Annotated in this window: 22 protein-coding genes, 4 tRNA genes and 1 pseudogene; 21 read left to right on the top strand and 6 right to left on the bottom strand. The window is 43.9% G+C overall.

Annotated features, from left to right (window positions below; translation table 11 throughout):
• On the bottom strand, nucleotides 1–930 hold the full coding sequence (locus AAGG74_RS14225) for a manganese-dependent inorganic pyrophosphatase (RefSeq protein WP_162102859.1): 930 nt from the start codon (nucleotides 928–930) through the stop codon (nucleotides 1–3).
• Nucleotides 931–1,132: 202 nt separating this feature from the next.
• Between AAGG74_RS14225 and hypR the strand changes: the two genes are divergently transcribed.
• The gene (gene hypR, locus AAGG74_RS14220) at nucleotides 1,133–1,504 is read left to right on the top strand and encodes a transcriptional regulator HypR (RefSeq protein WP_162102860.1); all 372 of its coding nucleotides are present in this window, start codon (nucleotides 1,133–1,135) and stop codon (nucleotides 1,502–1,504) included.
• Nucleotides 1,505–1,533: 29 nt separating this feature from the next.
• Here hypR and AAGG74_RS14215 read toward each other — a convergent pair whose 3' ends face one another.
• Nucleotides 1,534–2,013, bottom strand: a complete 480-nt coding sequence (locus AAGG74_RS14215) for a spore coat protein (protein WP_429675881.1) — start codon at nucleotides 2,011–2,013, stop codon at nucleotides 1,534–1,536.
• Nucleotides 2,014–2,158: 145 nt separating this feature from the next.
• On the opposite strand from AAGG74_RS14215, the gene AAGG74_RS14210 reads away from it, so the two are divergent.
• The 4 genes from AAGG74_RS14210 (at nucleotide 2,159) to rplI (ending at nucleotide 5,922) form a co-directional block, all read left to right on the top strand.
• On the top strand, nucleotides 2,159–2,308 hold the full coding sequence (locus AAGG74_RS14210; RefSeq protein ID WP_162102862.1) for a hypothetical protein: 150 nt from the start codon (nucleotides 2,159–2,161) through the stop codon (nucleotides 2,306–2,308).
• 222 nt (nucleotides 2,309–2,530) lie between these two features.
• Nucleotides 2,531–3,460 (top strand): YybS family protein, encoded by a 930-nt coding sequence (locus tag AAGG74_RS14205; RefSeq protein ID WP_429675880.1) that lies wholly within the window; start codon nucleotides 2,531–2,533, stop codon nucleotides 3,458–3,460.
• Between the two features lie 36 nt (nucleotides 3,461–3,496).
• A complete protein-coding gene (gdpP, locus tag AAGG74_RS14200; protein ID WP_225493106.1) occupies nucleotides 3,497–5,476 on the top strand; it encodes a cyclic-di-AMP phosphodiesterase GdpP in 1,980 nt (659 codons plus the stop codon).
• Entirely contained in the window at nucleotides 5,473–5,922 is a 450-nt protein-coding gene (rplI, locus tag AAGG74_RS14195) for a 50S ribosomal protein L9 (protein ID WP_162102865.1), read from the top strand. Before gdpP ends, rplI begins: the two co-directional genes overlap by 4 nt.
• Before the next feature lie 127 nt (nucleotides 5,923–6,049).
• On the opposite strand, the gene AAGG74_RS14190 is transcribed toward rplI, so the two are convergent.
• Nucleotides 6,050–7,255 (bottom strand): CynX/NimT family MFS transporter, encoded by a 1,206-nt coding sequence (locus AAGG74_RS14190; protein ID WP_429675879.1) that lies wholly within the window; start codon nucleotides 7,253–7,255, stop codon nucleotides 6,050–6,052.
• A 71-nt stretch (nucleotides 7,256–7,326) separates the two neighbouring features.
• Nucleotides 7,327–7,470 carry a YycC family protein gene (locus AAGG74_RS14185; protein ID WP_003236536.1) on the bottom strand — a complete coding sequence of 48 codons (144 nt, stop codon included), beginning with the start codon at nucleotides 7,468–7,470 and terminating at the stop codon, nucleotides 7,327–7,329.
• A gap of 120 nt (nucleotides 7,471–7,590) precedes the next feature.
• Between AAGG74_RS14185 and AAGG74_RS14180 the strand changes: the two genes are divergently transcribed.
• Nucleotides 7,591–7,794, top strand: coding sequence for a hypothetical protein (locus AAGG74_RS14180; RefSeq protein WP_162102867.1), 204 nt, complete (start codon nucleotides 7,591–7,593; stop codon nucleotides 7,792–7,794).
• 51 nt (nucleotides 7,795–7,845) lie between these two features.
• Here AAGG74_RS14180 and AAGG74_RS14175 read toward each other — a convergent pair whose 3' ends face one another.
• Complete coding sequence (locus AAGG74_RS14175) at nucleotides 7,846–8,046, bottom strand: DUF2188 domain-containing protein (protein ID WP_162102868.1); 201 nt, start codon at nucleotides 8,044–8,046, stop codon at nucleotides 7,846–7,848.
• 168 nt (nucleotides 8,047–8,214) lie between these two features.
• Between AAGG74_RS14175 and dnaB the strand changes: the two genes are divergently transcribed.
• The 13 genes and pseudogenes from dnaB (at nucleotide 8,215) to htrC (ending at nucleotide 19,342) form a co-directional block, all read left to right on the top strand.
• The gene (gene dnaB / locus AAGG74_RS14170; protein ID WP_162102869.1) at nucleotides 8,215–9,579 is read left to right on the top strand and encodes a replicative DNA helicase; all 1,365 of its coding nucleotides are present in this window, start codon (nucleotides 8,215–8,217) and stop codon (nucleotides 9,577–9,579) included.
• Nucleotides 9,580–9,716: 137 nt separating this feature from the next.
• A pseudogene (locus tag AAGG74_RS14165) lies at nucleotides 9,717–10,020 on the top strand (hypothetical protein).
• 163 nt (nucleotides 10,021–10,183) lie between these two features.
• Nucleotides 10,184–11,476, top strand: coding sequence for an adenylosuccinate synthase (gene purA / locus AAGG74_RS14160; protein WP_162102870.1), 1,293 nt, complete (start codon nucleotides 10,184–10,186; stop codon nucleotides 11,474–11,476).
• A gap of 225 nt (nucleotides 11,477–11,701) precedes the next feature.
• Nucleotides 11,702–11,777 (top strand) — tRNA-Lys (locus AAGG74_RS14155).
• Between the two features lie 9 nt (nucleotides 11,778–11,786).
• Nucleotides 11,787–11,858, top strand: a tRNA-Glu gene (locus AAGG74_RS14150).
• Between the two features lie 83 nt (nucleotides 11,859–11,941).
• Nucleotides 11,942–12,018: transfer RNA gene (locus tag AAGG74_RS14145), tRNA-Asp, on the top strand.
• A gap of 34 nt (nucleotides 12,019–12,052) precedes the next feature.
• Nucleotides 12,053–12,125: transfer RNA gene (locus tag AAGG74_RS14140), tRNA-Phe, on the top strand.
• Between the two features lie 383 nt (nucleotides 12,126–12,508).
• A complete protein-coding gene (gene walR / locus AAGG74_RS14135; RefSeq protein ID WP_162102888.1) occupies nucleotides 12,509–13,216 on the top strand; it encodes a cell wall metabolism DNA-binding response regulator WalR in 708 nt (235 codons plus the stop codon).
• Between the two features lie 7 nt (nucleotides 13,217–13,223).
• Nucleotides 13,224–15,059, top strand: coding sequence for a cell wall metabolism sensor histidine kinase WalK (walK, locus tag AAGG74_RS14130; RefSeq protein WP_162102871.1), 1,836 nt, complete (start codon nucleotides 13,224–13,226; stop codon nucleotides 15,057–15,059).
• On the top strand, nucleotides 15,049–16,413 hold the full coding sequence (gene yycH, locus AAGG74_RS14125; protein ID WP_429675878.1) for a two-component system activity regulator YycH: 1,365 nt from the start codon (nucleotides 15,049–15,051) through the stop codon (nucleotides 16,411–16,413). The genes walK and yycH overlap by 11 nt, the downstream gene beginning before the upstream one ends.
• Complete coding sequence (locus AAGG74_RS14120; protein ID WP_429675877.1) at nucleotides 16,400–17,242, top strand: two-component system regulatory protein YycI; 843 nt, start codon at nucleotides 16,400–16,402, stop codon at nucleotides 17,240–17,242. Before yycH ends, AAGG74_RS14120 begins: the two co-directional genes overlap by 14 nt.
• A gap of 21 nt (nucleotides 17,243–17,263) precedes the next feature.
• On the top strand, nucleotides 17,264–18,058 hold the full coding sequence (locus AAGG74_RS14115) for an MBL fold metallo-hydrolase (protein ID WP_429675876.1): 795 nt from the start codon (nucleotides 17,264–17,266) through the stop codon (nucleotides 18,056–18,058).
• An 81-nt stretch (nucleotides 18,059–18,139) separates the two neighbouring features.
• Nucleotides 18,140–19,342 carry a serine protease HtrC gene (gene htrC, locus AAGG74_RS14110; RefSeq protein WP_429675875.1) on the top strand — a complete coding sequence of 401 codons (1,203 nt, stop codon included), beginning with the start codon at nucleotides 18,140–18,142 and terminating at the stop codon, nucleotides 19,340–19,342.
• Between the two features lie 197 nt (nucleotides 19,343–19,539).
• Here htrC and AAGG74_RS14105 read toward each other — a convergent pair whose 3' ends face one another.
• A complete protein-coding gene (locus tag AAGG74_RS14105; RefSeq protein ID WP_429675914.1) occupies nucleotides 19,540–20,925 on the bottom strand; it encodes a sigma-54 interaction domain-containing protein in 1,386 nt (461 codons plus the stop codon).
• Nucleotides 20,926–21,143: 218 nt separating this feature from the next.
• On the opposite strand from AAGG74_RS14105, the gene rocD reads away from it, so the two are divergent.
• Together rocD and AAGG74_RS14095 are read left to right on the top strand one after the other, a co-directional pair.
• Nucleotides 21,144–22,349 (top strand): ornithine aminotransferase, encoded by a 1,206-nt coding sequence (gene rocD, locus AAGG74_RS14100; protein WP_429675874.1) that lies wholly within the window; start codon nucleotides 21,144–21,146, stop codon nucleotides 22,347–22,349.
• Between the two features lie 223 nt (nucleotides 22,350–22,572).
• Nucleotides 22,573–23,976 carry an amino acid permease gene (locus AAGG74_RS14095; RefSeq protein ID WP_429675873.1) on the top strand — a complete coding sequence of 468 codons (1,404 nt, stop codon included), beginning with the start codon at nucleotides 22,573–22,575 and terminating at the stop codon, nucleotides 23,974–23,976.
• Nucleotides 23,977–24,035: the final 59 nt, after the last annotated feature.

The raw sequence follows: 24,035 nt of genomic DNA, 5'->3' as shown, positions 1-24,035 counted from the left end.
TTATTCAGCCATTGCGTCTGTTAAGACAGGAACGACTTGTTTTTTACGGGAAACAACGCCTTTTAAGAGGGCTGTGTTGTTTTCTAATGTAACGTTGAACGCTTTTTCCACTTTTGCCGCCTCGTTACCGATCGCAAGGGCAAGGGAATCATTTTCTAAAATGTCTGTTATAACAAGAAGGAAGAGGTCAAGCTTCTTCTCGGCCACAACGCTAGAGATCGCAGCTTCTAATTCAGCTTGGCGTTTTTTCACATCTTCAATGTCTACTGTGTTTACTTGTGCGATTTCGACTTTTTTGCTGCCGAGTGTGAATTCTTTCGCATCAAGAGAAATCAGCTCTTCCACTGTTTTTTTGCTTAAATCAGCGCCTGCTTTGAGCATGTTCAAGCCGTATTCTTCAGCATCTACGCCAGCGATTTCCGCTAGCTCTTTCGCGGCCGCTACGTCTTGGTCTGTGCAAGTTGGAGATTTGAATAACAGGGAATCAGAAATAATCGCAGACAGCATAAGGCCGGCAATTTCTTTCTCGATTTTCACGTTATTTTCTTTGTACATTTTGTTTAAGATCGTAGCGGTACAGCCTACAGGCTCAGCACGATAATAAAGCGGCTCAGCCGTTTCAAAGTTAGCGATACGGTGGTGGTCGATAACCTCTAGAACCTGAACATCTTCAATGTCTTTGATGCTTTGCTGGCGTTCGTTATGATCAACCAGGATAACGCCGTTGACTTCGTTTGCAGCTGTTTCAACAAGGCGCGGGCTTTCTTGTTTGAAGTAGTCAAGTGCGTATTGTGTTTCGCCGTTGACTTGTCCAAGACGGACAGGCTCAGCATTGAAGCCAAGTTTGTTTTTTAAATCAGCATAAGCAATCGCAGAACAAATCGTATCTGTGTCTGGGTTTTGGTGTCCGAAAATAAGTATCTTTTCCATGATAGCTCCTTATCTTTTTTAAGTAGTATTATTTATATAGTGTAACACGTCTTGCTGCAAGTGTAATCATACTAACCCGTAAAAATTGATGTGAATAAGAAGCATTTTCTTTGAGCTGAGAAGGAAAGCTGTGTAAAATACTGGGTAGCTTAGTTGCGAAATGTAATGTAGTATCAAAAAAGGTACTATTGGAGGGTCGAGAATGAAAAATAATATATATCCAAACAAAGAAGGCTGTCCAGTTGAATTTACGCTAGATGTTATTGGCGGAAAGTGGAAAGGGATTCTTTTTTATCACATGATAGATGGCAAGAAACGGTTTAATGAGTTTCGCCGGATCTGCCCGAGTATTACCCAAAGAATGCTTACTCTTCAGCTTCGGGAGCTGGAAGCGGACGGCATTGTGCATCGTGAGGTTTACCAACAGGTGCCGCCAAAGGTTGAATATTCTTTGACGGAATTTGGGCGAACGCTTGAGCCGATCGTTTTGCAAATGAAAGCATGGGGAGAATCGAATAGAGGTGTGCTGGAAGCGTATCGTTCAAACGGCATACTAAAGGATCAGCAGAAATAGCAGCAAAGGGAACGCCTTTGCTGCTTATTTTATTTCATTGAAAGAGCTTTGTTGGCGTTTCTGACATCATTTCTTAGCAGCTCGGAAAGGTTGTATGCAGGATAGTATCCGTGCTGATACATGTATTGGAAGATTTGTGCATGCCACTTAATGGCTGCGTTCAGCTGTTTCACCAGCACGTTTCTTAATTGAGGTGTCGCTGTTTCAGTGATAGCAATCGCATAGTTGCGGACAGATGTTTTGGCAAACCCAAGCAGGTCGCCGCTGTAAAATGGGTTATCCGCGCGTTCGTCTTCATCGTCTCTGTGCGGCGCCTGCGGAAAGAATGGAAGAAGCTCTCTTAGATTCTGTTCAATGGCCTGGATGGATACACGATAAAGCTGTCTGAGCTCCGGGTCTTTTATTTCTTTTATCATTTTCTTCAGTTTAATGAGTCCATTTGATTGAAAAGCAACCAGCTCATGCAGTTCTAATGTTTCATGCCAAGCTAATGTTCTGCGTTCATCCATGTAGCAATTCTCCTTTATCCATCAGATTCTATATCAGCATATGCCCAACGCTCAATGTGGTTCATCATGTTTTGAAGTTCTTAAAAAGGGAAAGTCACTTTATATAGGACACGGGTTGAGAAGACGCAAAAAGAGGTGAAACACGATGTGGGACATGATAAAGAACTTTTTCTTGTTTAGCAGCGGCGTTCTGCAAGCAACAACCCTTTTACTGGTGGTTTTAATCTTTATGTATGTCAGAAAAACGAAAAAGAAAAACAAAGATTCTTCTGGCTTTATGGATGATAAACATTAATGGTGATGGGCATTCTTTTCAAAGAATGCCTTTTCATTTGTGATGTTTCACATGAAACATTGGTGTGATTTTACTTGCGATTTGGTCTTATGTTAAAATATAAAGTGAAATTTTGAGATGATATAACCTTTCGGTGTAACGCATGTTGCAGCGATGATAAAAGAGCAGTCGTTTATGCTGCTCTTTTCTATTCGTATGTTCAGGATGACACGAGGTGACTAAGTGAAACAAACGAGAGCATTAATGGAAGGCGCTATTTTAATCAGTCTGTTTGCGATCATTGCGCTTTTGGTCGTTTATGTGCCTGTGATTGGAATACTGTTTTGGTTGGTTTTACCTCTACCTGTGATTTTATACACATTGAGATACGGGGCAAAATTAGGTTTTTGGATGAGTATTGTAAGTCTTCCAGTTATTTTTATAACTAGTTCAATTACAGGTGTCTTTTTAGCGATTATGTCCGCATTTACAGGTGTTGCTTTAGGTTTTTTTCTTAAGAAGAAGGATCCTGCAATTGCGATTTTATCGAGTTCTTTTGTTTCAGTGCTATGTATTATGATGTTTTTTGTGGTAAGTATTTTATTTATGGATATTAATATCATCGATAGGGCCTTAACACAATCACAAGAAGCGATTGATTCAGTTGAATATATGATGAAAAATTCAGTTCATACAGAAGAAATTAACAAAGAATTGGGTGTAATGAGAGATGATTTAGACACAGCTCAATACCTATTCCCAACAGCTATTGTGGTGCTGGGTGTAATATATGCTTTCCTCAGTTACCTTATCGCTAAGCCGCTCATAAGGCGCTTTTCCCCCGACATTCCTAATCTAAAGCCTTTTAGAGAGTTGAAGTTTCCGCAAAGTGTTGCCGTGCTGTATGTAATGATTGTCATGCTGTCATTTTTGCCTTTAGAAAAAGGCCAAATGCTATACTCGATCGCTTTAAATGGGGAATTTATACTCGGATTTATAATTTTTATCCAAGGCGTATCATTTATCTTTTTCTATTGCCATAAGAAACAATATCCGAAGGCTATGGCTGTGATTGCAGTTATTCTTGGATTTGTTCATCCGATCTTTATGGCGGCCATTCGTATTTTAGGCGTTTTAGATATGGGCTTTCAAATAAGGAATAAGGTGAAGTGAACATGAGTTTTACTCACATGGTGGGGAGTGATAGTAATGCCAAGCTTTTATGAAAAACCGCTGTTTCGGTATCCCATCTATGCGTTGATTGCTCTGTCAATCATTACAATCCTCATCAGCTTTTATTTTAACTGGATATTAGGAACTGTCGAAGTGCTGCTGCTCGCAGTTGCTTTGTTTTTTATTAAACGCGCTGATTCTCTTATTCGAAAAGAGATTGATGCTTATATTTCTACGTTATCCTATAGGTTGAAAAAAGTCGGTGAAGAGGCATTGATGGAAATGCCGATCGGCATCATGCTTTTTAATGACCAATATTATATAGAATGGGCAAATCCGTTTCTTTCGTCTTGCTTTAATGAAAGCACATTAGTCGGAAGATCCCTTTACGATACTTGTGAGTCGGTTGTGCCGCTTATCAAGCAAGAGGTCGATTCGGAAACGGTTACATTGAATGACCGCAAGTTTAAGGTTGTCATCAAACGGGATGAGCGTCTGCTGTATTTCTTTGATGTAACAGAGCAAATTCAAATTGAAAAGCAATATGAAAACGAAAGAACTGTGCTGGCGTATATTTTCCTTGATAACTATGATGATGTGACCCAAGGATTGGATGACCAGACGAGAAGCACGATGAACAGCCAGGTGACGTCTTTGCTGAATGCTTGGGCGCAGGAGTACGGTATCTTCCTGAAAAGGACGTCTTCAGAGCGCTTCATCGCTGTACTTAATGAACACATCTTAACTAAACTTGAAAATTCGAAGTTTTCGATTCTTGATGAGGTGCGTGAAAAAACCTCATTCGACGGCGTTGCGCTGACGTTAAGCGTTGGTGTTGGAGCTTCAGTCTCTTCACTAAAAGAACTTGGCGATTTGGCGCAATCCAGCTTGGACTTAGCGCTGGGGCGCGGAGGAGACCAAGTAGCGATTAAGCTGCCGAACGGCAAGGTGAAGTTTTACGGAGGTAAAACAAACCCGATGGAGAAACGGACTAGGGTGCGGGCCCGCGTCATTTCTCATGCCTTAAAGGAAATTGTCTCTGAAAGCAGCAATGTGATGATCATGGGGCATAAATTTCCCGACATGGATTCCATCGGGGCAGCGATTGGGATTTTAAAGGTCGCGCAGGCAAATAATAAAGATGGTTTTATCGTGATTGACCCCAATCAAATCGGATCAAGTGTGCAGCGCTTGATTGAGGAAATCAAAAAATATGAAGATCTGTGGTCAAGATTTATTACGCCTGAAGAAGCGATGGACATTTCCAATGATGACACGCTGCTTGTGATTGTAGACACACATAAGCCGTCACTTGTCATGGAAGAACGGCTGATCAATAAAGTGGAACAAATCGTGGTCATCGACCATCACCGCAGGGGTGAGGAGTTTATCAAGGATCCGCTGCTCGTTTATATGGAGCCGTACGCTTCTTCGACAGCAGAGTTGGTGACAGAGCTGCTTGAATATCAGCCGAAGCGCTTAAAAATCAATATGATTGAAGCAACAGCCCTATTAGCTGGTATAATAGTGGATACAAAGAGCTTTTCTCTCCGCACAGGCTCGCGGACCTTTGATGCGGCTTCTTATTTAAGGGCAAAAGGCGCTGACACTGTGCTTGTGCAGAAGTTCTTGAAAGAAACCGTTGATTCCTATATTAAACGGGCGAAACTGATCCAGCATACAGCCCTCTACAAAGAAAACATTGCAATTGCTTCTCTTCCTGAAAATGAAGAGGAATATTTTGATCAAGTGCTGATTGCGCAGGCGGCCGATTCGCTCCTGTCGATGAGTGAGGTTGAGGCTTCATTTGCGGTGGCGAGACGCGATGAACAAACCATCTGTATCAGTGCCCGGTCACTTGGCGAGGTCAATGTTCAGATCATCATGGAGGCGCTGGAAGGCGGAGGGCATTTAACAAATGCGGCGACTCAGTTGTCCGGCATTTCAGTAACGGAAGCGCTGGAACAGCTGAAGAATGCCATAGATGAGTATTTTGAGGGAGGCGTACAGAGATGAAGGTTATTTTCTTGAAAGATGTAAAAGGAAAAGGGAAAAAAGGCGAAGTCAAAAACGTAGCAGACGGTTATGCGCATAACTTTTTAATTAAAAAGGGTCTTGCTGTTGAAGCCAACGCGTCAAATATCAGCGTGCTAAACGGCCAAAAGCAGAAAGAGAAAAAAGAAGCCATCGCCGAACTTGAGCAGGCAAAGAGCTTAAAAGAGACATTAGAAAAACTGACGGTTGAGCTTAGCGCGAAATCAGGTGAAGGCGGCCGTTTATTTGGTTCTGTCACAAGCAAGCAAATCACTGAACAGCTCCAAAAAGACCATAATATTAAAGTAGATAAGCGGAAGCTTGACCTGCCAGACGGAATTCGTGCATTAGGATATACAAACGTGCCTGTGAAGCTGCATCCTGAGGTGCAGGCTGTGTTGAAGGTACATGTGAAAGAAGAAGCTTAATAGAAAAGAGGCTTGGGTTGCGCCAAGCCTCTTTTTTATTGCAAGAGATTAAGAATTTGTAAGTATGAAGGCGAATTTGTTTTTCTTAGTATTTCATAGAAAAAAGGCGGAGAGATCTCTCCGCCTTTTATGCTGAATTTCTTTGTTTCTCTGTTTGAAGAATGTAGTGATCTCGCCCGGCACCCAATCCAGCTGCTCCCATGCCGATTAAGGCTGCAATAAGGAGCACAATCGGTAATGTCCATGAATGTGTCTGGTCAAAGAGATAACCGACAAAGATGGGTCCAATGGCTGCAAGCAGGTAACCGAATGACTGAGACATACCTGAAAGCGCCGCGGCCTGCTGGGCATTTTCACTGCGAAGACCAATCAGCGTAAGCGCCAGACTAATGCTGGAGCCTTGTCCAATCCCGATGATAATCATCCAGATGGCAATTAGGATATGATTGCCGCCCGCCAGCAATCCGCACAGCCCGATGAGATAGACAGCGGACAGTCCTGCCGCAATGCCGCGCTGCTGCTTCATGCGATCAGCTAAAACAGGTGTCAGAAAAGTGAAAGGCAGACTTGCAAATTGCATAAGTGATACCATCCACCCTGCTGTTGACGTATCCATGCCGTGTGAACGAAGAATTTCAGGAAACCAAGCGATGCTGCTGTAAAATAGAAAAGATTGCAAGCCCATAAAGATGGTGACATGCCATGCTATTTTGGAAGCCCAAATGGAGCCCGTTTGAAGATTTACCGTCCGATTTGCTGTATCTCGGTGGCGCAGCTGAGGTATCCAGATCAGCAGAGCAAGCAAGGCCAGCCCGCCCCATAAGAGAAAGGCCTGTTTCCATCCGCCTCCTATTTGTGCCGCTAGAGGGACACTGACACCTGACGCTAAGGCCGCGAAAATACACATTGCAGTCGTATATAAGCTGATCATGACGCCCGATTTTTCGGGATATTTATGCTTAATCAAACTTGGAAGCAGAACGTTTCCGATGGCAATGCCGACACCGATTAAAGCTGTTCCGGCAAATAAGGCCCAAACCGAGCCGGCAGAGCGAAGCAAAATCCCGATCAATAACGTCAGGAGGCCGAGCCATAAGGTCCGTTCATTTCCAAGCCGCTGTCCAAACTTTGGCGCAAGCGGAGAAAGTACCGCAAACGAAAGCAACGGCAGCGCTGTTAAAAATCCGGCTGTCCCATTAGACATATGCAGGTCTGCCCTGATAGAGCTGATGACCGGACCAACTGAAGTGATCGCCGGCCTCAAGTTAAAAGCGATAAAGACAATGCCGATGATCAGCCAAAAAGAGGATTGGATATTTTTATGTTTTGGCAAAGCAGTTACTCCTTTTTTCTAACATATATTAAATATAATTCCATAGATGAAAGCAAGTATGCGAACGAATGCTACGATTGTTTTTCTTCTTTCTGCAATTCAGCCATTTTGGCAAGCAGTATATGCTGAGGCATATGCATGATCTGTTCGAGCGGCAGATTCAAGGATTCTGCAAGCTTTTGGGCTGTTTCGGCAGAAATTTGCAAAGGTCTCACCAAAGATCCCTCCTCTCTTCTGTCCATTGTACAAGAATCAGATGTGAAACGTAAGAAGATGTCACAAAGGAATGGAGCAATCCCTCATTGCCCGTTATAAAAGAGAGAAGGAGGATTCTTATGCACACATCATTATCATTATTAAAACAAACGCTGGATGAACATCTGAAAGTAACTAAAAAAGCTGTCACTTTTGAAGAATACATAGCTGTGAGGCTGAAACTTGAGGAACTGATGGGGAAATTTGCTATGTTTGAGGAATGGGATTTGTATCAAAAAACGGCCGATCTGATGATGCATACAGGCTTTCAATGGATGAAATAAGCCAAAAAACGTTAAAAAAACCCCCGCTCCAGCGAAGGGTTCCATTCATTATTAAAATGAGTGTTCTTCTTCTACATTTTTAAACTGATCATAAATTACAAGCTTCGATGGACTGTTTTCTTTTGCCATTTGTTTGGCTTTTTCAATCGCCGCGTCTTTAGATGTATACAATGCTGTTGGCGCCACATTCTCCACTTTAATAAACCAGCCATCCGCATCGACATTGGGTGTAATCGCATATTCTTTGATCATTTTTCAATCCTCCCTCACGTTTTATTGCTTTTTTCCCGCCAATCTGCTGTCCAAAACGAGCCAATCGGCTGCCTGAAAAAAAAGGAAATAGACAATTTTTCTATTTTTTTTCTCGAGAAATGGTAGAATGGAGTTTGGAGATTTTTTAACGAGAGGACGGTGCTTAGCATGACAGACCTTCTGAATGATCGGCTTCCCCCGCAAAATATAGAAGCCGAACAAGCCGTGTTAGGCGCTATTTTTTTACAGCCGTCAGCTTTAACACTGGCTTCAGAAGTATTGATTCCAGATGATTTCTATAGAATGTCCCACCAAAAAATTTATAATGCGATGCTTGTGCTCGGTGACCGCGGTGAACCGGTTGATCTGGTTACGGTAACGTCAGAGCTTGCGAACACAGACCTGCTGGAAGAAGTGGGCGGCATTTCGTATCTGACTGATATTGCAAATTCGGTGCCGACAGCGGCTAACATAGAATATTACGCGAAAATCGTTGAAGAAAAATCAATTCTTCGCCGACTGATCAGAACAGCGACAACGATTGCTCAAGACGGGTATACCCGTGAGGATGAGGTCGAGGATTTACTCAGTGAAGCGGAAAAAACGATTATGGAAGTGGCGCAGCGTAAAAACACGAGTGCCTTCCAAAATATTAAGGAAGTCCTTGTCCAAACTTATGACAATATCGAACAGCTTCATAACCGAAAAGGCGATATTACAGGAATTCCAACAGGATTTACTGAGCTTGACCGGATGACTGCCGGGTTCCAGCGCAACGATTTGATCATTGTGGCTGCCCGTCCGTCAGTGGGGAAAACAGCCTTTGCCCTGAATATTGCTCAAAACGTGGCGACCAAGACCGACGAGAGTGTAGCGATCTTCAGTCTTGAGATGGGCGCGGAGCAGCTCGTGATGCGTATGCTCTGTGCCGAAGGAAATATCAATGCCCAGAATCTCCGTACCGGCAACCTGACGGAAGAGGATTGGGGCAAGCTGACGATGGCGATGGGAAGCCTGTCGAACAGCGGGATTTACATTGATGATACACCAGGTATCCGTGTGAGTGAAATCCGCGCCAAATGCCGCCGCTTGAAGCAGGAAAACGGACTCGGCATGATTTTGATCGACTACTTGCAATTGATTCAGGGAAGCGGACGTTCAAAGGACAACCGGCAGCAGGAAGTATCAGAAATTTCCCGTGAACTGAAGTCTATCGCCAGAGAGCTGCAAGTTCCTGTTATCGCGCTTTCTCAGCTTTCCCGGGGTGTTGAGCAGCGTCAGGATAAGCGTCCGATGATGTCTGATATCCGGGAATCAGGAAGTATCGAGCAGGATGCGGATATTGTCGCGTTCCTTTATCGTGACGACTACTATGACAAAGAATCCGAGAATAAAAATATTATCGAGATTATTATTGCCAAACAGCGTAACGGCCCGGTAGGAACCGTGTCTCTTGCGTTTGTAAAAGAATACAATAAATTCGTCAACCTGGAACGGCGTTTTGATGACGCAGGTGTTCCGCCTGGCGCATAAACCCCAAGAGCTAATCTTGGGGTTTTTTTAATTCGAAAGCGATCCCTCAGCCGGTATTCATGAAAGCGATTTAATAAAATAGCCCGAAAAGGAGATGGTAACATGGAAACCGTTTTTCATATTGTCTCGCAGCGCAAATCCAATTGTGCGATCGACGCGCCGGACGGATAGGGGAAATTCTCCCGGCATAACGGGTATGACGTTGTCGTATGCAGTCGATTATACCAAGTGAAAGTGCCGCCGCTATTTATAGCCCGACAGTCTTCTCGTTTTTTATTTGTCAGCTACAGATAAACTGACAGCAATCGTTTCAAAGCTGAAACACATGGGTTATCAATGGAGACTTGAACGGGCTGGCGAGTTATTCTTATGAAAATAAAAGGGATATCAGGGCAGCATCTCTTTTTCGTGCTAAAGAACAAAAGTTTCATAAGCTTTTGATGGAAAATCAGTGAGAAAACGCTTCTAAACACAATTAAAACGAACGAATATAGATTTTTAACAAATTAATGTTCGGATTTGCAATTGACTTTCTGTTTCTTCACTGTTAAACTTGACTTGTTTGAATAGAATCGTTTTGAAAGGTTAACGGAGGTGCACGGACATGTCTTCAGTAGTTGTAGTAGGTACGCAATGGGGCGATGAAGGAAAAGGTAAAATTACAGATTTCCTTTCAGAAAATGCAGAAGTGATCGCCCGTTATCAAGGCGGAAATAACGCAGGGCATACAATCAAGTTTGACGGAGTCACATACAAGCTTCACTTAATCCCGTCAGGAATTTTCTATAAGGATAAAACGTGTGTGATCGGAAACGGAATGGTTGTAGATCCGAAAGCATTAGTCACAGAGCTTGCGTATCTTCATGAACGCAACGTCAGTACAGACAACCTGAGAATCAGCAACAGGGCTCACGTGATTTTGCCGTATCATTTGAAATTGGATGAGGTAGAGGAAGAGCGAAAAGGGGCTAACAAGATCGGCACAACGAAAAAAGGAATTGGCCCTGCTTACATGGATAAAGCAGCCCGCATCGGAATTCGCATCGCGGATTTGTTAGACCGTGACGCATTTGCGGAGAAGCTAGAACGCAATCTCGAAGAAAAAAACCGTCTGCTTGAAAAAATGTACGAGACAGAAGGGTTTAACATTGAAGATATCTTAGACGAATATTATGAGTACGGTCAGCAGATTCAAAAATACGTCTGCGATACATCTGTTGTCTTAAATGATGCTCTTGATAACGGGCGCCGTGTATTGTTTGAAGGTGCGCAAGGGGTTATGCTCGATATCGACCAAGGAACATACCCGTTTGTTACATCCTCTAACCCGGTTGCCGGCGGTGTTACGATTGGTTCTGGTGTCGGTCCGACTAAAATTCAGCATGTTGTCGGTGTATCAAAAGCATATACGACTCGTGTCGGAGACGGTCCTTTCCCGACTGAACTGAATGATGAAATCGGCGATCAAATCCGTGAAGTTGGCCGTGAATATGGAACAACAACAGGCCGTCCGCGCCGTGTCGGCTGGTTTGACAGCGTCGTCGTCCGCCACGCCCGCCGTGTGAGCGGAATAACTGATCTTTCTCTGAACTCAATCGACGTGTTAACAGGAATTGAAACGCTGAAAATCTGTGTGGCGTACCGCTACAAAGGTGAAATTATTGAAGAATTCCCGGCAAGTCTTAAAGCACTTGCTGAATGTGAGCCGGTATATGAAGAAATGCCGGGCTGGACAGAGGATATTACAGGCGCGAAAAGCTTAAGCGAGCTTCCGGAAAACGCGCGTCACTATCTTGAGCGTGTGTCTCAGCTGACAGGCATCCCGCTTTCTATTTTCTCTGTCGGTCCAGACCGTTCACAGACAAATGTCCTTCGCAGTGTGTACCGTGCGAACTAAATAGAGTATGTTTTACAAGCCCCTGATCTATAGGGGCTTGTTTTTTGTTTGAAAGCTGCAGATAAGTTGGCCTGAGAAAAAAATATGAAAAAAAACCAAAAAAGTTATTGCTACTTGTATTTGTTCGTGATATTATAAATCTCGTTGTTACGGAAACTGCTTTAATAGAGTACAAGATGAGAACGTAATTCGAGTTGTTTGCTCTATGAAATTCCGACATCTTAAGAGCCATTAGCTCAGTTGGTAGAGCATCTGACTTTTAATCAGAGGGTCGAAGGTTCGAGTCCTTCATGGCTCACCATTTCGTGAAGGCCCGTTGGTCAAGCGGTTAAGACACCGCCCTTTCACGGCGGTAACACGGGTTCGAATCCCGTACGGGTCATTGATTTACTTTAGCGTTATTGCTAAATTCCTTATTTGTCTGCGAGGGCTGACACGACAGCTCTCCAGGCAAATTACTGTAAGGGTCCGGTAGTTCAGTTGGTTAGAATGCCTGCCTGTCACGCAGGAGGTCGCGGGTTCGAGTCCCGTCCGGACCGCCATTTTACTTTACTTCGTAGAGAAAAATAAATATTTGGCTCGGTAGCTCAGTTGGTAGAGCAACGGACTGAAAATCCGTGTGTCGGCGGTTCGATTCCGTCCCGAGCCACTTACCAAACGCATCTGCAATCGTAGGTGCGTTTTTTCTTTTAGGAAAAAGGCAAACATGAGGAGTGTTATAATAGAAGAAAAAGGGAGAACCGGCCCTGCGGCCGGTTCAAAGAAGAAGACGTCATTGATAAAGACGCACTCCGGTGAGGGGAGGTTTCAGTAAAGTTATCTATTTTAAAAAAAGTTGACCAGTATGACAACAGATAAACAAAAGACAGATAAAGGTGAAACTTGTGTTTTTTTCTAAACCTTTATTTTTTTTATCTTTTGACCTTAAACCGTTATAATAGACAAGGACCCATTGTTTGCATGGGGCATAAGTGATGAAATGAATGTTATATAGATGAAACGAAGTTATTCGGCAGGAGGAAAATCAAAATGATGGATAAAAAGATCCTTGTAGTAGATGATGAAAAACCGATTGCAGATATATTGGAATTTAACTTAAGAAAAGAAGGTTATGAAGTGCATTGTGCTTACGACGGAAATGAAGCCGTTGAAATGGCAGAAGAGCTTCAGCCCGATTTAATTCTTTTAGATATTATGCTTCCTAATAAAGACGGCGTTGAAGTGTGCCGTGAAGTCAGAAAGAAATACGATATGCCGATCATTATGCTGACGGCGAAGGATTCAGAAATTGACAAGGTCATCGGGCTCGAAATCGGAGCGGATGATTATGTCACAAAACCATTCAGCACACGCGAGCTTCTGGCCCGTGTAAAAGCGAACCTGCGCCGCCAGCTGACAACAGCGCCTGCGGAGGAAGAGCCATCCTCAAATGAGATTCATATCGGCTCTCTCGTCATTTTCCCTGACGCATATGTTGTGTCAAAACGAGAGGAAACAATTGAACTGACTCATCGTGAGTTCGAATTGCTTCATTATCTAGCAAAACATATCGGACAAGTGATGACCCGCGAACATTTACTTCAAACCGTTTGGGGCTATGATTATTTCGGAGATGTCAGAACGGTTGACGTAACAGTCCGCCGGCTTCGCGAAAAAATCGAGGACAATCCGAGCCATCCAAATTGGATTGTCACACGCCGCGGTGTAGGTTATTACTTGAGAAACCCAGAACAGGACTAATGCCCATATGAATAAGGTTGGTTTTTTTCGCTCGATCCAATTTAAGATTACCTTGATTTATGTGCTTTTGATTATCATTGCCATGCAAATCATTGGTGTGTATTTTGTCAATCAGGTAGAGAAATCGCTGATTAACTCCTATGAACAATCGCTTAATCAGCGAATCGACAACCTTTCTTACTATATCGAACAAGAATATAAAAGCGATAACGACAGCACCGTCATCAAGGATGACGTCAGCCGTATTTTGAATGACTTCACGAAAAGTGATGAGGTTCGGGAAATTAGCTTTGTAGATAAGAGCTATGAAGTGGTTGGTTCTTCAAAGCCGTATGGCGAGGAAGTGGCAGGAAAACAAACGACCGATCTGATCTTCAAAAGAATTTTTTCTACCAAACAGTCGTATTTAAGAAAATACTATGATCCGAAAAGCAAAATCAGAGTTCTTATTTCTGCTAAGCCTGTCATGACTGAAAACCAAGAGGTTGTCGGCGCGATCTATGTTGTGGCGAGTATGGAGGATGTCTTCAATCAAATGAAGACGATCAACACAATTTTGGCATCCGGCACAGGTTTGGCACTTGTTTTGACAGCTCTTCTCGGAATTTTTCTGGCAAGAACCATTACCCATCCGCTTTCAGATATGAGAAAGCAGGCGATGGAGCTTGCGAAAGGGAATTTCTCGAGGAAGGTTAAAAAGTACGGGCATGATGAAATTGGGCAGCTCGCCACCACGTTTAACCACTTAACGAGAGAGCTTGAAGATGCCCAGGCGATGACGGAAGGAGAGCGCAGAAAGCTTGCTTCTGTTATTGCTTATATGACAGACGGCGTGATCGCCACAAACCGAAATGGAGCGATTATTCTCTTAAACAGCCCGGCACTGGAGCTGTTGAACGTTTCACGTGAAACAGCCTTAGAAATGCCGATTACGAGCTTACTGGGGATTCAAGAGAATTATACATTTGAAGATTTAGTCGAGCAGCAGGATTCCATGCTGCTGGAAATTGAACGTGATGACCAATTAACTGTGCTTCGCGTAAATTTTTCTGTGATTCAAAGGGAACATGGCAAAATCGATGGGTTAATCGCTGTCATTTACGATGTAACTGAGCAAGAGAAAATGGATCAGGAGCGCAGAGAATTCGTGGCGAACGTATCACACGAGCTGCGGACGCCGCTCACGACAATGCGCAGTTATTTAGAGGCGTTAGCTGAAGGCGCGTGGGAAAATAAAGACATTGCTCCGCGTTTCTTAATGGTGACACAAAATGAAACAGAGCGTATGATCCGGCTTGTCAATGACTTGCTTCAGCTTTCCAAATTTGACAGTAAGGATTATCAATTTAACCGGGAATGGATTCAGATTGTCCGGTTTATGTCGCTCATTATTGACCGATTTGAAATGACAAAAGAACAGCATGTGGAATTTATCCGAAATCTGCCTGACAGAGAGCTGTATGTCGAGATTGACCAGGATAAAATTACGCAGGTACTCGATAATATTATTTCCAACGCTTTAAAATACTCACCGGAAGGCGGGCATGTCACGTTTTCCATTGATGCCAATGAAGAGGAAGAACTTCTCTATATCAGCGTGAAGGATGAAGGGATCGGAATTCCGAAAAAAGATGTTGAAAAAGTCTTTGACCGCTTTTACAGGGTTGATAAAGCGAGAACGAGAAAGCTCGGCGGAACCGGCTTGGGATTGGCAATTGCCCGGGAAATGGTTCAGGCGCACGGCGGAGATATTTGGGCGGACAGCATAGAAGGAAAAGGTACGACGATTACATTTACTCTTCCATATAAAGAGGAACAAGAGGATGATTGGGATGAAGCGTGAAAATATAAAAACGATATTACTTTCGGTGCTCGTCATCATCAGTCTTGTGTTTACATGGGGGATATGGACGTTCCAGCCAAACTTTTCTGAAAGCTCATCATCAGCAGAGTCTACTGTGCGTGAGAAACATAAAATCGAAAAAACGACCCAAAAACTGTCTGAAACAGTAAGGCCGAGGGAGATGTTTATCCATGATGACGGCGCTCATTATAAGGTGGATGAAGACCTTTATGAAGAAGTCTGGTCTGACTTGCCGCATTGGGATGTAAAAGGAATTAAAGATATTTCTGATCAATATGACAAGATCGGATTCAAGAGCTGGTTTTATGCAATAGGAGGTTCGAAAGCGAAGCTTGATTTGCAATTCAATGACACGATTCCGATTGATATTTTCCAAACGCTGTTTAAATGGTCGAATCAGTCGTTTGAATACAGTTCGTTTGATCATATTTTGATTCCGTTCAATGAGACAAAAGCGAACAAGAAAATCTATTTGGTATCTTTCAGCAAGCAGCTCATTCTGGAAGTGACCGTTGAATCGGCAAACTACCGGAACATTATGAATGACTTAAAAAACAGGCAATCAAACATGCCGGCGTTCAGTTTGTTCTCCATCGGTTCAAAGAAAGAGTTCCTGCTGCCAAACAAAACGCTTACGATGGACAAAAAAGAATTTGTCACAGAATCGATTAAAACAAATACCTTTAAACAGGCTCTGTTCAGTGATCCGAGCATTGTAAGGGAAGATTCGAATTACAACAACAGAAATGTGCTGACAGATGGGATCAGCCGTTTAGATGTGAATTTGAGCCAGCGTCAGGTGCAATTCCAGCAGCGCAATTTAGTCCAGAGCTCATCGTATCAAACAGGTGAATTAATCAAAAAGAGCCAAAAATACCTTGAGGATACCGGAAGCTGGACAGATCATTATCAATTTTTCAATATCGATGACAGCCAGCAGCTAAGCCTCTATATCTTTATGGATCAGATGCCAGTCATTAACAGCAAAGCCAAGCCATTCGGAGCGACATCGGCAATTACGCTTCAATGGGCGAATGATGACATTCTCAGCTATAAGCGGCCGAATTACAGCCTCGGAACGAATCCGATCAAAACAAGTGAGACAGAGCTGATGAGCGGCAGAGAAGTGCAGACGCTGCTTTCTAAACAAACCAAATATGACACGGACAAAATTGATCAGATTTTCCTTGCTTATCAATTGGTATCAACATCAACCAACGATGATCCTCTCGTTGAACTGGAGCCGGTTTGGGCGATGAAAATAAATGGAAAAATTGTGCCGGTTACAAGGGATTCATTACTGAAGGAGGGGGCAGACAGTGGAGTGGAATAAGACCAAATCAATCTTCATCGTTGCCTTCCTCATTTTAGATATTTTCTTAGGCTATCAGTTTTTCCAAAAGTGGCAGGCTACCAGCAAAGAATATGAAGTCATTAAAAATGATGTCGAGCATGACATGAAGGCTGACCATATCATATACGAAGGCTTGAATAAGGAAGCAACAGAAGGCTACAGGATCACAGCAAATCAAAAAGCCTTTACGAAGGAGGAAATCGAGGAGCTGAAGGATCAAAAGCCTTTGATGGAGATGCCTAGTGATGATCGTAAAGTAACGACCTTGAAAATGAAGTTTACGGATCCAATCGCCCTTTCAAAGAAAAATATCGAGGATGATTCTCAGGCACTTGTTTCCTCGAAAATCCAAGACGGTGATAAATATAAGTTCTGGAAGGTTGATAAATCGAAGAAAGAAATTATTTTCTTCCAAACATATGAAGACCATTATATTTATCAGCAGACCGACAATTCCTCTAATATGATCGGGCAAGTGGTGCTGCACTTAAACGGCAAAAACGAGGTTGTGTCGTACGACCAGACAACACTTGAGACATTCAAGCAAATTCAGAAAGAAAGCTTAATCACTGAAATGGATGCGGTTGAGCTATTGTACTATCAAAATCAATTAAAAGAATACAGCATTGTGAAGAGCTGTAAATTCGGCTACGTAGCACAATATCCGCTGACAAGTACGCAGGTGCTGGCACCGGTATGGAGAATTACGGTCGAGTACGATAAAAAAGTGAACGGCGAGAAAAAGACAGTGCAGGAGCATTTTACTGTGAATGCTTTGGAGAGTACGATTTTAGATACAGATCAATAAAAATAATGGAGTGAGACAAACATGAGCTTGCAATTTAGCGTACTTGCGAGCGGGAGTACGGGAAATGCGTTTTACCTTGAAACAGAGGACCACGCATTTTTGGTGGACGCTGGTTTGAGCGGGAAAGCCATGGATGGATTAATGGCGCAAATCGGGCGTAAGCTGGATAATGTAGACGGCATTTTTGTGACGCATGAGCATAGTGACCATATTAAGGGCCTCGGTGTGGTCGCCAGAAAGTACAAGCTTCCAATCTATGCGAATGAGAAGACATGGAAAGCGATGGAGAATCAGATCGGCAAAATAGACACAGATCAAAAATTTGAGTTTCCGATGGAGACGGTGAAGTCGTTCAACGGACTTGATGTCGAGTCGTTTGGTGTTTCCCATGACGCGGCGGAGCCAATGTTTTATGTGTTCCATCATAACGGCCGAAAGCTCGCATTAATGACTGACACAGGGTATGTCAGCGACCGGATGAAAGGCATTATCCGCTCAGCGAATGTGTTTGTATTTGAAAGCAATCACGATGTCGGTATGCTGCAAATGGGAAGATACCCATGGAGCATTAAGCGGCGGATTTTAAGTGATGTCGGGCACGTTTCAAATGAAGATGCTGCCCTGGCGATGACCGATGTCATTGGCGACGAGACGTCACGTATTTACCTGGCGCATTTGAGCCAGGACAACAACATGAAGGAGCTGGCAAGAATGTCTGTACAGCAGACATTGGCTTCTAAAGGAATTGTGACAGGCGAGACATTTGAGCTGTATGACACCGATCCAAAGAAGGCTACTCCGCTTTGTGCTGTATAATTTTTCTATAGGAATCATGACTATTATCGGAGCTTCTAACCCACAATATAACCATATTAACGTTCTTGGAAAGGATGGAATATGGTGGATTACGAACGTGAGGAAGAACATACTGCTCCTGAACAGCCAAAGAGAAGCAAAAAAGGATATTTTCTTTCCAGTCTGATTGGTGTGATTGTCGGAGCCATATTAATGGCGTTTATCATGCCGTATCTTTCAAATGAAGGATTAGATACGGGTGCTTTGGACCAGCAGCAGAACAATAATAACCGGGCGACAATCCGGACGGTGAATGTCAGTGTCAACAATGCCGTCACCAAGATTGTCAGCGATGTGTCGCCCGCCGTTGTCGGTGTTGTGAACATCCAAAAATCAGATATTTGGGGTGAGAGCGGCGAAGCTGGGAGCGGCTCTGGCGTCATCTATAAAAAAAATGGCAACGTTGCTTATGTCGTGACCAACCATCATGTCATCGCGGGTGCTTCACAAATTGAAATCAGCTTGCAAGACGGCTCACGTGTATCGGCTAAACTTGTCGGCAGCGATCAGTTGATGGACCTCGCTGTGTTACGGGTGAAAAGCGATAAAATCAAAGCAGTCGCCGACTTTGGAAATTCAGATAACGTGAAATCTGGTGAACCGGTTATTGCGATCGGGAACCCGTTAGGCCTTGAGTTTGCAGGCTCTGTCACACAGGGCGTCATATCGGGTACGGAGAGAGCGATCCCGGTGGATTCAAATGATGATGGACAGCCTGACTGGAATGCGGAAGTTCTGCAAACAGATGCGGCCATTAACCCTGGAAACAGCGGCGGCGCTTTGTTAAATATGGATGGGAAAGTCATTGGCATCAATTCAATGAAAATTGCCGAGTCGGCGGTGGAAGGAATTGGCCTGTCGATTCCATCTAAGCTTGTGATCCCTGTAATAGATGATTTAGAGAAATATGGAAAAGTCAAACGCCCGTTCCTTGGTATTGAGATGAAATCACTAAGCGACATTGCAAGCTATCATTGGGATGAAACATTGAAGCTTCCTAGGGACGTCACCAATGGAGCGGTTGTAATGGGTGTTGATGCCTTTTCTCCTGCTGGAAAAGCAGGGCTGAAGGAACTTGATGTCATTACGAAATTTGACGGATACAAAGTAAATGATATTGTTGATCTGCGAAAACGGCTGTATCAGAAAAAAGTCGGAGACAAGGTGAAGGTGACATTTTATCGGGGCGGAAAAGAAAAATCCGTTGAGATCAAGCTCTCATCCGCAGACCAACTAGGAAGTTAACGAAAACAGTCTGGCATTGTGCCAGACTGTTTTTTTATGAAAAAATCCTATATCGGTTATGAAGAAGAATCCAAAAGATACGTTACACGTGAAACAGCAGATCATGCTGTCACTGCACGTCCTTTTATTTTGGTGAGCTTGCCATCATCACTGAGAACATTAACGACAGATATGTCTTCTGTACCGAAATAGAATTGTTACTCGGAAGACGGGCGGGAAAATTTCTTCAGACGGTATTGGAGGCTTTGTCTGCTAATGCCAAGCTCCTGGGCAGCTTGTGAGATGTTATGGCTGTGTTTTATCAAGACGTTTTCAATCATATATTTTTCGAAGTTCTTCATTTTTTCCTTTAAGTCCGCGGCTGGCTGGTGTCTTGGTATTTCAAGCTCTGGAATGTCTGCCGGCTTAATTTTCAGGCGGTATTGATAAGGCAGGTGGGAAGCCGTCATCGTTTGCTCGTCCGTCATGAAATTCATTGCGCCTTCAATCATATGCTCAAGCTCACGAATATTTCCCGGCCAGTCGTAAGATAAGAAAAATTGCTTCACGTCTTCGCTGATGTGTTCAACATTCATTTGAAACAGGTGATTGTTTTTCTGGAGAAATTCCGATGCGAGCAGTAAAATGTCTTCTTTGCGTTCCCGCAGCGGCGGGATGATCAGGGTCACGACGCTCAGCCTGTAATACAAGTCCTTCCTCATTCGTTCACCCGCAATCGCATCGATCGGATCTTCGCTCATCGTGGCGATAATACGTACGTCAATCGGCGTATCCTTTGTCGAACCGATGCGCCTGATTTTCCGTTCTTGAAGGGCGCGCAGCAGCTTTGCCTGAAGGCTGAAATTCAGAGAGTTGATTTCATCTAACAGCAGTGTGCCCCCATGTGCTTGTTCAAACAGGCCGGGCTGGTCCATAGCGCCGGTAAACGCACCTTTTTTCGTTCCGAACAAAATGCTTTCCACAAGGCTGTCTGGCAGTGCCGCGCAGTTTTGTGAAATAAACGGGCCGTCTGAACGTTCGCTGCCGTTATGAATACTTTGTGCAAAAAGCTCTTTTCCTGTACCTGTTTCCCCAGCGAGCAGGACAGATGATGAGGTGCGCGTTGCCCGCTTCGCATTTTCGACGACGTCTTGAATGGCTGGGCTGGTGCCGAGAATGCTGTCAAAGGTATAGATCGTGTTTCCTTTTTTGTTCATATTCTCTCTGATCAGCCGTTCTAGTTTTGTTACATCTTTGGCAATTTCAACTGCACCACTAATGTTGCCGTCCTTGACGATAGGATAGGTATGATTGATTGTCGTGATTTCCTGTCCTTTATTATTGAAGTAGCTTTGCTTCACATTTTTAGTCGTTATGCCTTCCTGAAGGGCCTGTATAAGCGTGCTGTCCTGCTGCTTAGAAAACATAAACACATCCATCAGGTTTTTATTCAGGACGTCATGCTTCTCCATATCTTCAATCTGCATCATTTTATTGTTATAAATGATCGTATTGCCGTGCTCGTCTACCGCGTGCAGGCCAACATCAATCTCATCCAAAATGCTCTGAAAAACCAATGTGAGGAATTCGCTGTCCTTGACCAGAATGTGTACCCCCTTCGATTGTTTTCATACTATTCTCTCTATTTTATAAAAAGATCGAAAGGATACGCAAAAGAATTTTGCGCTTGTGGAATATTTTTGCACCTCGTCCGCGAAAATTGTAGAAAACATAAGCCATTTTGATTTGGTACAGAACTTGCATTTATCAAAAGGGAAAGCAGGATAACATGTTGAAAACAGAAAACAAGGGGGAATTCAAAATGCCAGCTAAATCTAAATCCGAAGAATTGATTGAACAGACGTCACATTACGGAGCTAATAATTATCATCCGCTCCCGATTGTCATTTCTGAAGCGCTGGGTGCTTGGGTAAAGGACCCGGAAGGCAATGAATATATGGATATGCTGAGTGCTTATTCTGCGGTAAACCAAGGTCACAGACATCCAAAAATCATTCAGGCATTGAAGGATCAAGCTGATAAAATCACTCTCACATCACGCGCATTCCACAATGATCAGCTGGGACCATTTTATGAAAAAACAGCTAAGCTGACAGGTAAAGAGATGATTCTGCCGATGAATACAGGAGCTGAAGCGGTTGAATCTGCGGTGAAAGCAGCGAGACGCTGGGCTTATGAAGTGAAGGGCGTAGCAGACAATCAAGCAGAAATCATCGCATGTGTCGGGAACTTTCACGGCCGGACCATGCTGGCGGTATCTCTTTCTTCTGAAGAGGAGTATAAAAGAGGGTTCGGGCCGATGCTCCCGGGAATCAAATTAATTCCATACGGCGATGCTGACGCGCTTCGCCAAGCCATTACGCCGAATACAGCGGCATTTTTGTTTGAACCGATTCAAGGGGAGGCAGGCATTGTCATTCCGCCTGAAGGGTTTTTGCAGGAAGCGGCGGCGATTTGTAGGGAAGAGAATGTTCTGCTTATTGCCGATGAAATTCAGACAGGTCTTGGACGTACAGGAAAGACATTTGCCTGTGACTGGGGCGGCATTGTTCCGGATATGTATATCTTAGGCAAAGCGCTTGGCGGCGGTGTGTTCCCGATTTCATGCATTGCAGCGGACCGCGAGATCTTAGGCGTGTTTAACCCCGGCTCACACGGCTCCACATTTGGCGGAAACCCGCTTGCTTGTGCAGTGTCTATCGCTTCATTGGAGGTGCTGGAAGATGAAAAGCTGGCGAATCGTTCCTTTGAGCTTGGCGAATACTTTAAAGGAGAGCTTGAGAGCATTGATAACCCGGTTATTAAAGAAGTCCGCGGCAGAGGGCTGTTTATCGGCGTTGAATTGACGGAAGGCGCCCGCCCGTATTGTGAGCGTTTGAAGGAAGAAGGCCTTTTATGCAAGGAAACACATGATACAGTCATTCGTTTTGCACCGCCATTAACCATTTCTAAAAAGGATTTGGATTGGGCGATAGAGAAAATTAAGCACGTTCTGAAAAACGCATAAATCCGCACCGTGGCGGGATATTCACTGTGTCTGTATAAAATTACAACAGAAAAATCAGCACTCCCTGTTTGCTCAGCTACAATATTTTAGTATAATGTATCTTTATGAGAAGAATTGAATTTTATATTAAATAGATAGAGACTCTTTGGACAGCAAACTGGGATATGCACCGCGCAGATGTTCCAGCTTAGATCCAATACAAGTTGCTGAAGGGGTGCAGAAAGTGAATACAAACCAAGATAACGGAAATCAGCTCCAGCGGACAATGAAATCACGCCATTTGTTCATGATTTCATTGGGCGGAGTGATCGGAACCGGCTTCTTCCTTGGAACCGGCTTTACCATAAACCAAGCGGGACCGCTCGGTGCGGTTCTGTCTTATTTAGTGGGCGGCTTTATCATGTTTTTGACCATGCTCTGTTTAGGAGAGCTGGCGGTCGCCTTTCCTGTGTCGGGGTCCTTCCAGACCTATGCGACAAAATTTATCAGCCCGGCTTTCGGGTTTGCGTTCGGCTGGCTGTACTGGCTCGGCTGGGCAGTTACATGCGCCATTGAATTCTTATCAGCAGGACAGCTGATGCAACGCTGGTTTCCGCACGTAGATGTGTGGATTTGGTGTCTAGTCTTTGCAGCACTGATGTTTATTTTAAATGCGCTCACTTCTAAAGCCTTTGCAGAATCCGAATTCTGGTTTTCGGGCATAAAAATTTTGATTATCCTTTTATTTATCATTCTCGGCGGAGCCGCCATGTTTGGCTTGATTGACTTGAAAGGCGGAGAGCAGGCGCCGTTTCTGACACATTTTTATGAAGATGGGTTATTTCCAAACGGCATAAAGGCAATGCTAATTACGATGATTACCGTAAACTTTGCGTTTCAGGGGACCGAGCTGATCGGGGTTGCCGCAGGAGAAAGTGAAGATCCAGAAAAAACGATTCCGCGGTCGATCAAACAGACAGTATGGAGAACGCTTGTCTTCTTTGTTCTTTCCATCGTTGTCATTGCAGGCATGATTCCGTGGAAACAGGCTGGAGTCGTGGAAAGCCCGTTTGTTGTCGTATTTGAGCAAATTGGAATCCCGTATGCCGCAGATATCATGAACTTTGTCATTTTAATCGCGCTGTTATCTGTTGCGAATTCAGGTTTATACGCTTCGACGCGTATTCTGTACGCGATGGCCAATGAAGGACAGGCCTTCAAAGCACTCGGCAAAACAAATCAACGCGGTGTGCCACTGAACGCGTTAATCGTGACAATGGCAGTGGCCTGCCTGTCGCTTCTATCAAAAGTGGCAGCGGCTGAAACCGTATATATGGTGTTATTATCATTGGCGGGCATGAGCGCGCAGGTCGGCTGGATTACGATCTCGCTTTCCCAAATTATGTTCAGACGCAAATATATCCGTGAAGGCGGCAAGATAGAAGATTTGAAGTTCAAAACACCGCTGTATCCGGTGCTTCCGCTGGTTGGCCTGACGTTAAATACGGTTGTTCTCATCAGCCTTGCATTTGATCCAGAGCAGCGTATCGCGCTGTATTGCGGCATACCGTTTATGGTCATTTGCTACATTATTTATCACATCGTTATTAAAAAACGCCGGCAGACAAATCGTCAGCTAGAGCTGTAAAAACGCTGTTCGTAAGTTATCTTTGTTATAACCTGCATAGAACATGATCTTATATGTTG

It is taken from the genome of Bacillus mexicanus (genome assembly GCF_050445615.1).
Lineage (GTDB): Bacteria > Bacillota > Bacilli > Bacillales > Bacillaceae > Bacillus > Bacillus mexicanus.
The sequence above is the reverse complement of the archived record's forward strand: the minus strand, read 5'-3'. Positions and strand labels throughout refer to the sequence as shown.

Bases quoted from the DNA above. Each gene is read 5' to 3' on its own strand.
- yycH (WP_429675878.1), top strand. From the start codon at position 15,049: ATGAAGCGTGAAAATATAAAAACGATATTACTTTCGGTGCTCGTCATC.
- walR (WP_162102888.1), top strand. From the start codon at position 12,509: ATGGATAAAAAGATCCTTGTAGTAGATGATGAAAAACCGATTGCAGAT.
- AAGG74_RS14210 (WP_162102862.1), top strand. From the start codon at position 2,159: ATGTGGGACATGATAAAGAACTTTTTCTTGTTTAGCAGCGGCGTTCTG.
- rocD (WP_429675874.1), top strand. From the start codon at position 21,144: ATGCCAGCTAAATCTAAATCCGAAGAATTGATTGAACAGACGTCACAT.
- AAGG74_RS14215 (WP_429675881.1), bottom strand. From the start codon at position 2,013: ATGGATGAACGCAGAACATTAGCTTGGCATGAAACATTAGAACTGCAT.
- walK (WP_162102871.1), top strand. From the start codon at position 13,224: ATGAATAAGGTTGGTTTTTTTCGCTCGATCCAATTTAAGATTACCTTG.
- dnaB (WP_162102869.1), top strand. From the start codon at position 8,215: ATGACAGACCTTCTGAATGATCGGCTTCCCCCGCAAAATATAGAAGCC.
- AAGG74_RS14115 (WP_429675876.1), top strand. From the start codon at position 17,264: ATGAGCTTGCAATTTAGCGTACTTGCGAGCGGGAGTACGGGAAATGCG.
- purA (WP_162102870.1), top strand. From the start codon at position 10,184: ATGTCTTCAGTAGTTGTAGTAGGTACGCAATGGGGCGATGAAGGAAAA.
- AAGG74_RS14180 (WP_162102867.1), top strand. From the start codon at position 7,591: ATGCACACATCATTATCATTATTAAAACAAACGCTGGATGAACATCTG.
- AAGG74_RS14175 (WP_162102868.1), bottom strand. From the start codon at position 8,046: ATGATCAAAGAATATGCGATTACACCCAATGTCGATGCGGATGGCTGG.
- rplI (WP_162102865.1), top strand. From the start codon at position 5,473: ATGAAGGTTATTTTCTTGAAAGATGTAAAAGGAAAAGGGAAAAAAGGC.
- htrC (WP_429675875.1), top strand. From the start codon at position 18,140: ATGGTGGATTACGAACGTGAGGAAGAACATACTGCTCCTGAACAGCCA.
- gdpP (WP_225493106.1), top strand. From the start codon at position 3,497: ATGCCAAGCTTTTATGAAAAACCGCTGTTTCGGTATCCCATCTATGCG.
- hypR (WP_162102860.1), top strand. From the start codon at position 1,133: ATGAAAAATAATATATATCCAAACAAAGAAGGCTGTCCAGTTGAATTT.
- AAGG74_RS14225 (WP_162102859.1), bottom strand. From the start codon at position 930: ATGGAAAAGATACTTATTTTCGGACACCAAAACCCAGACACAGATACG.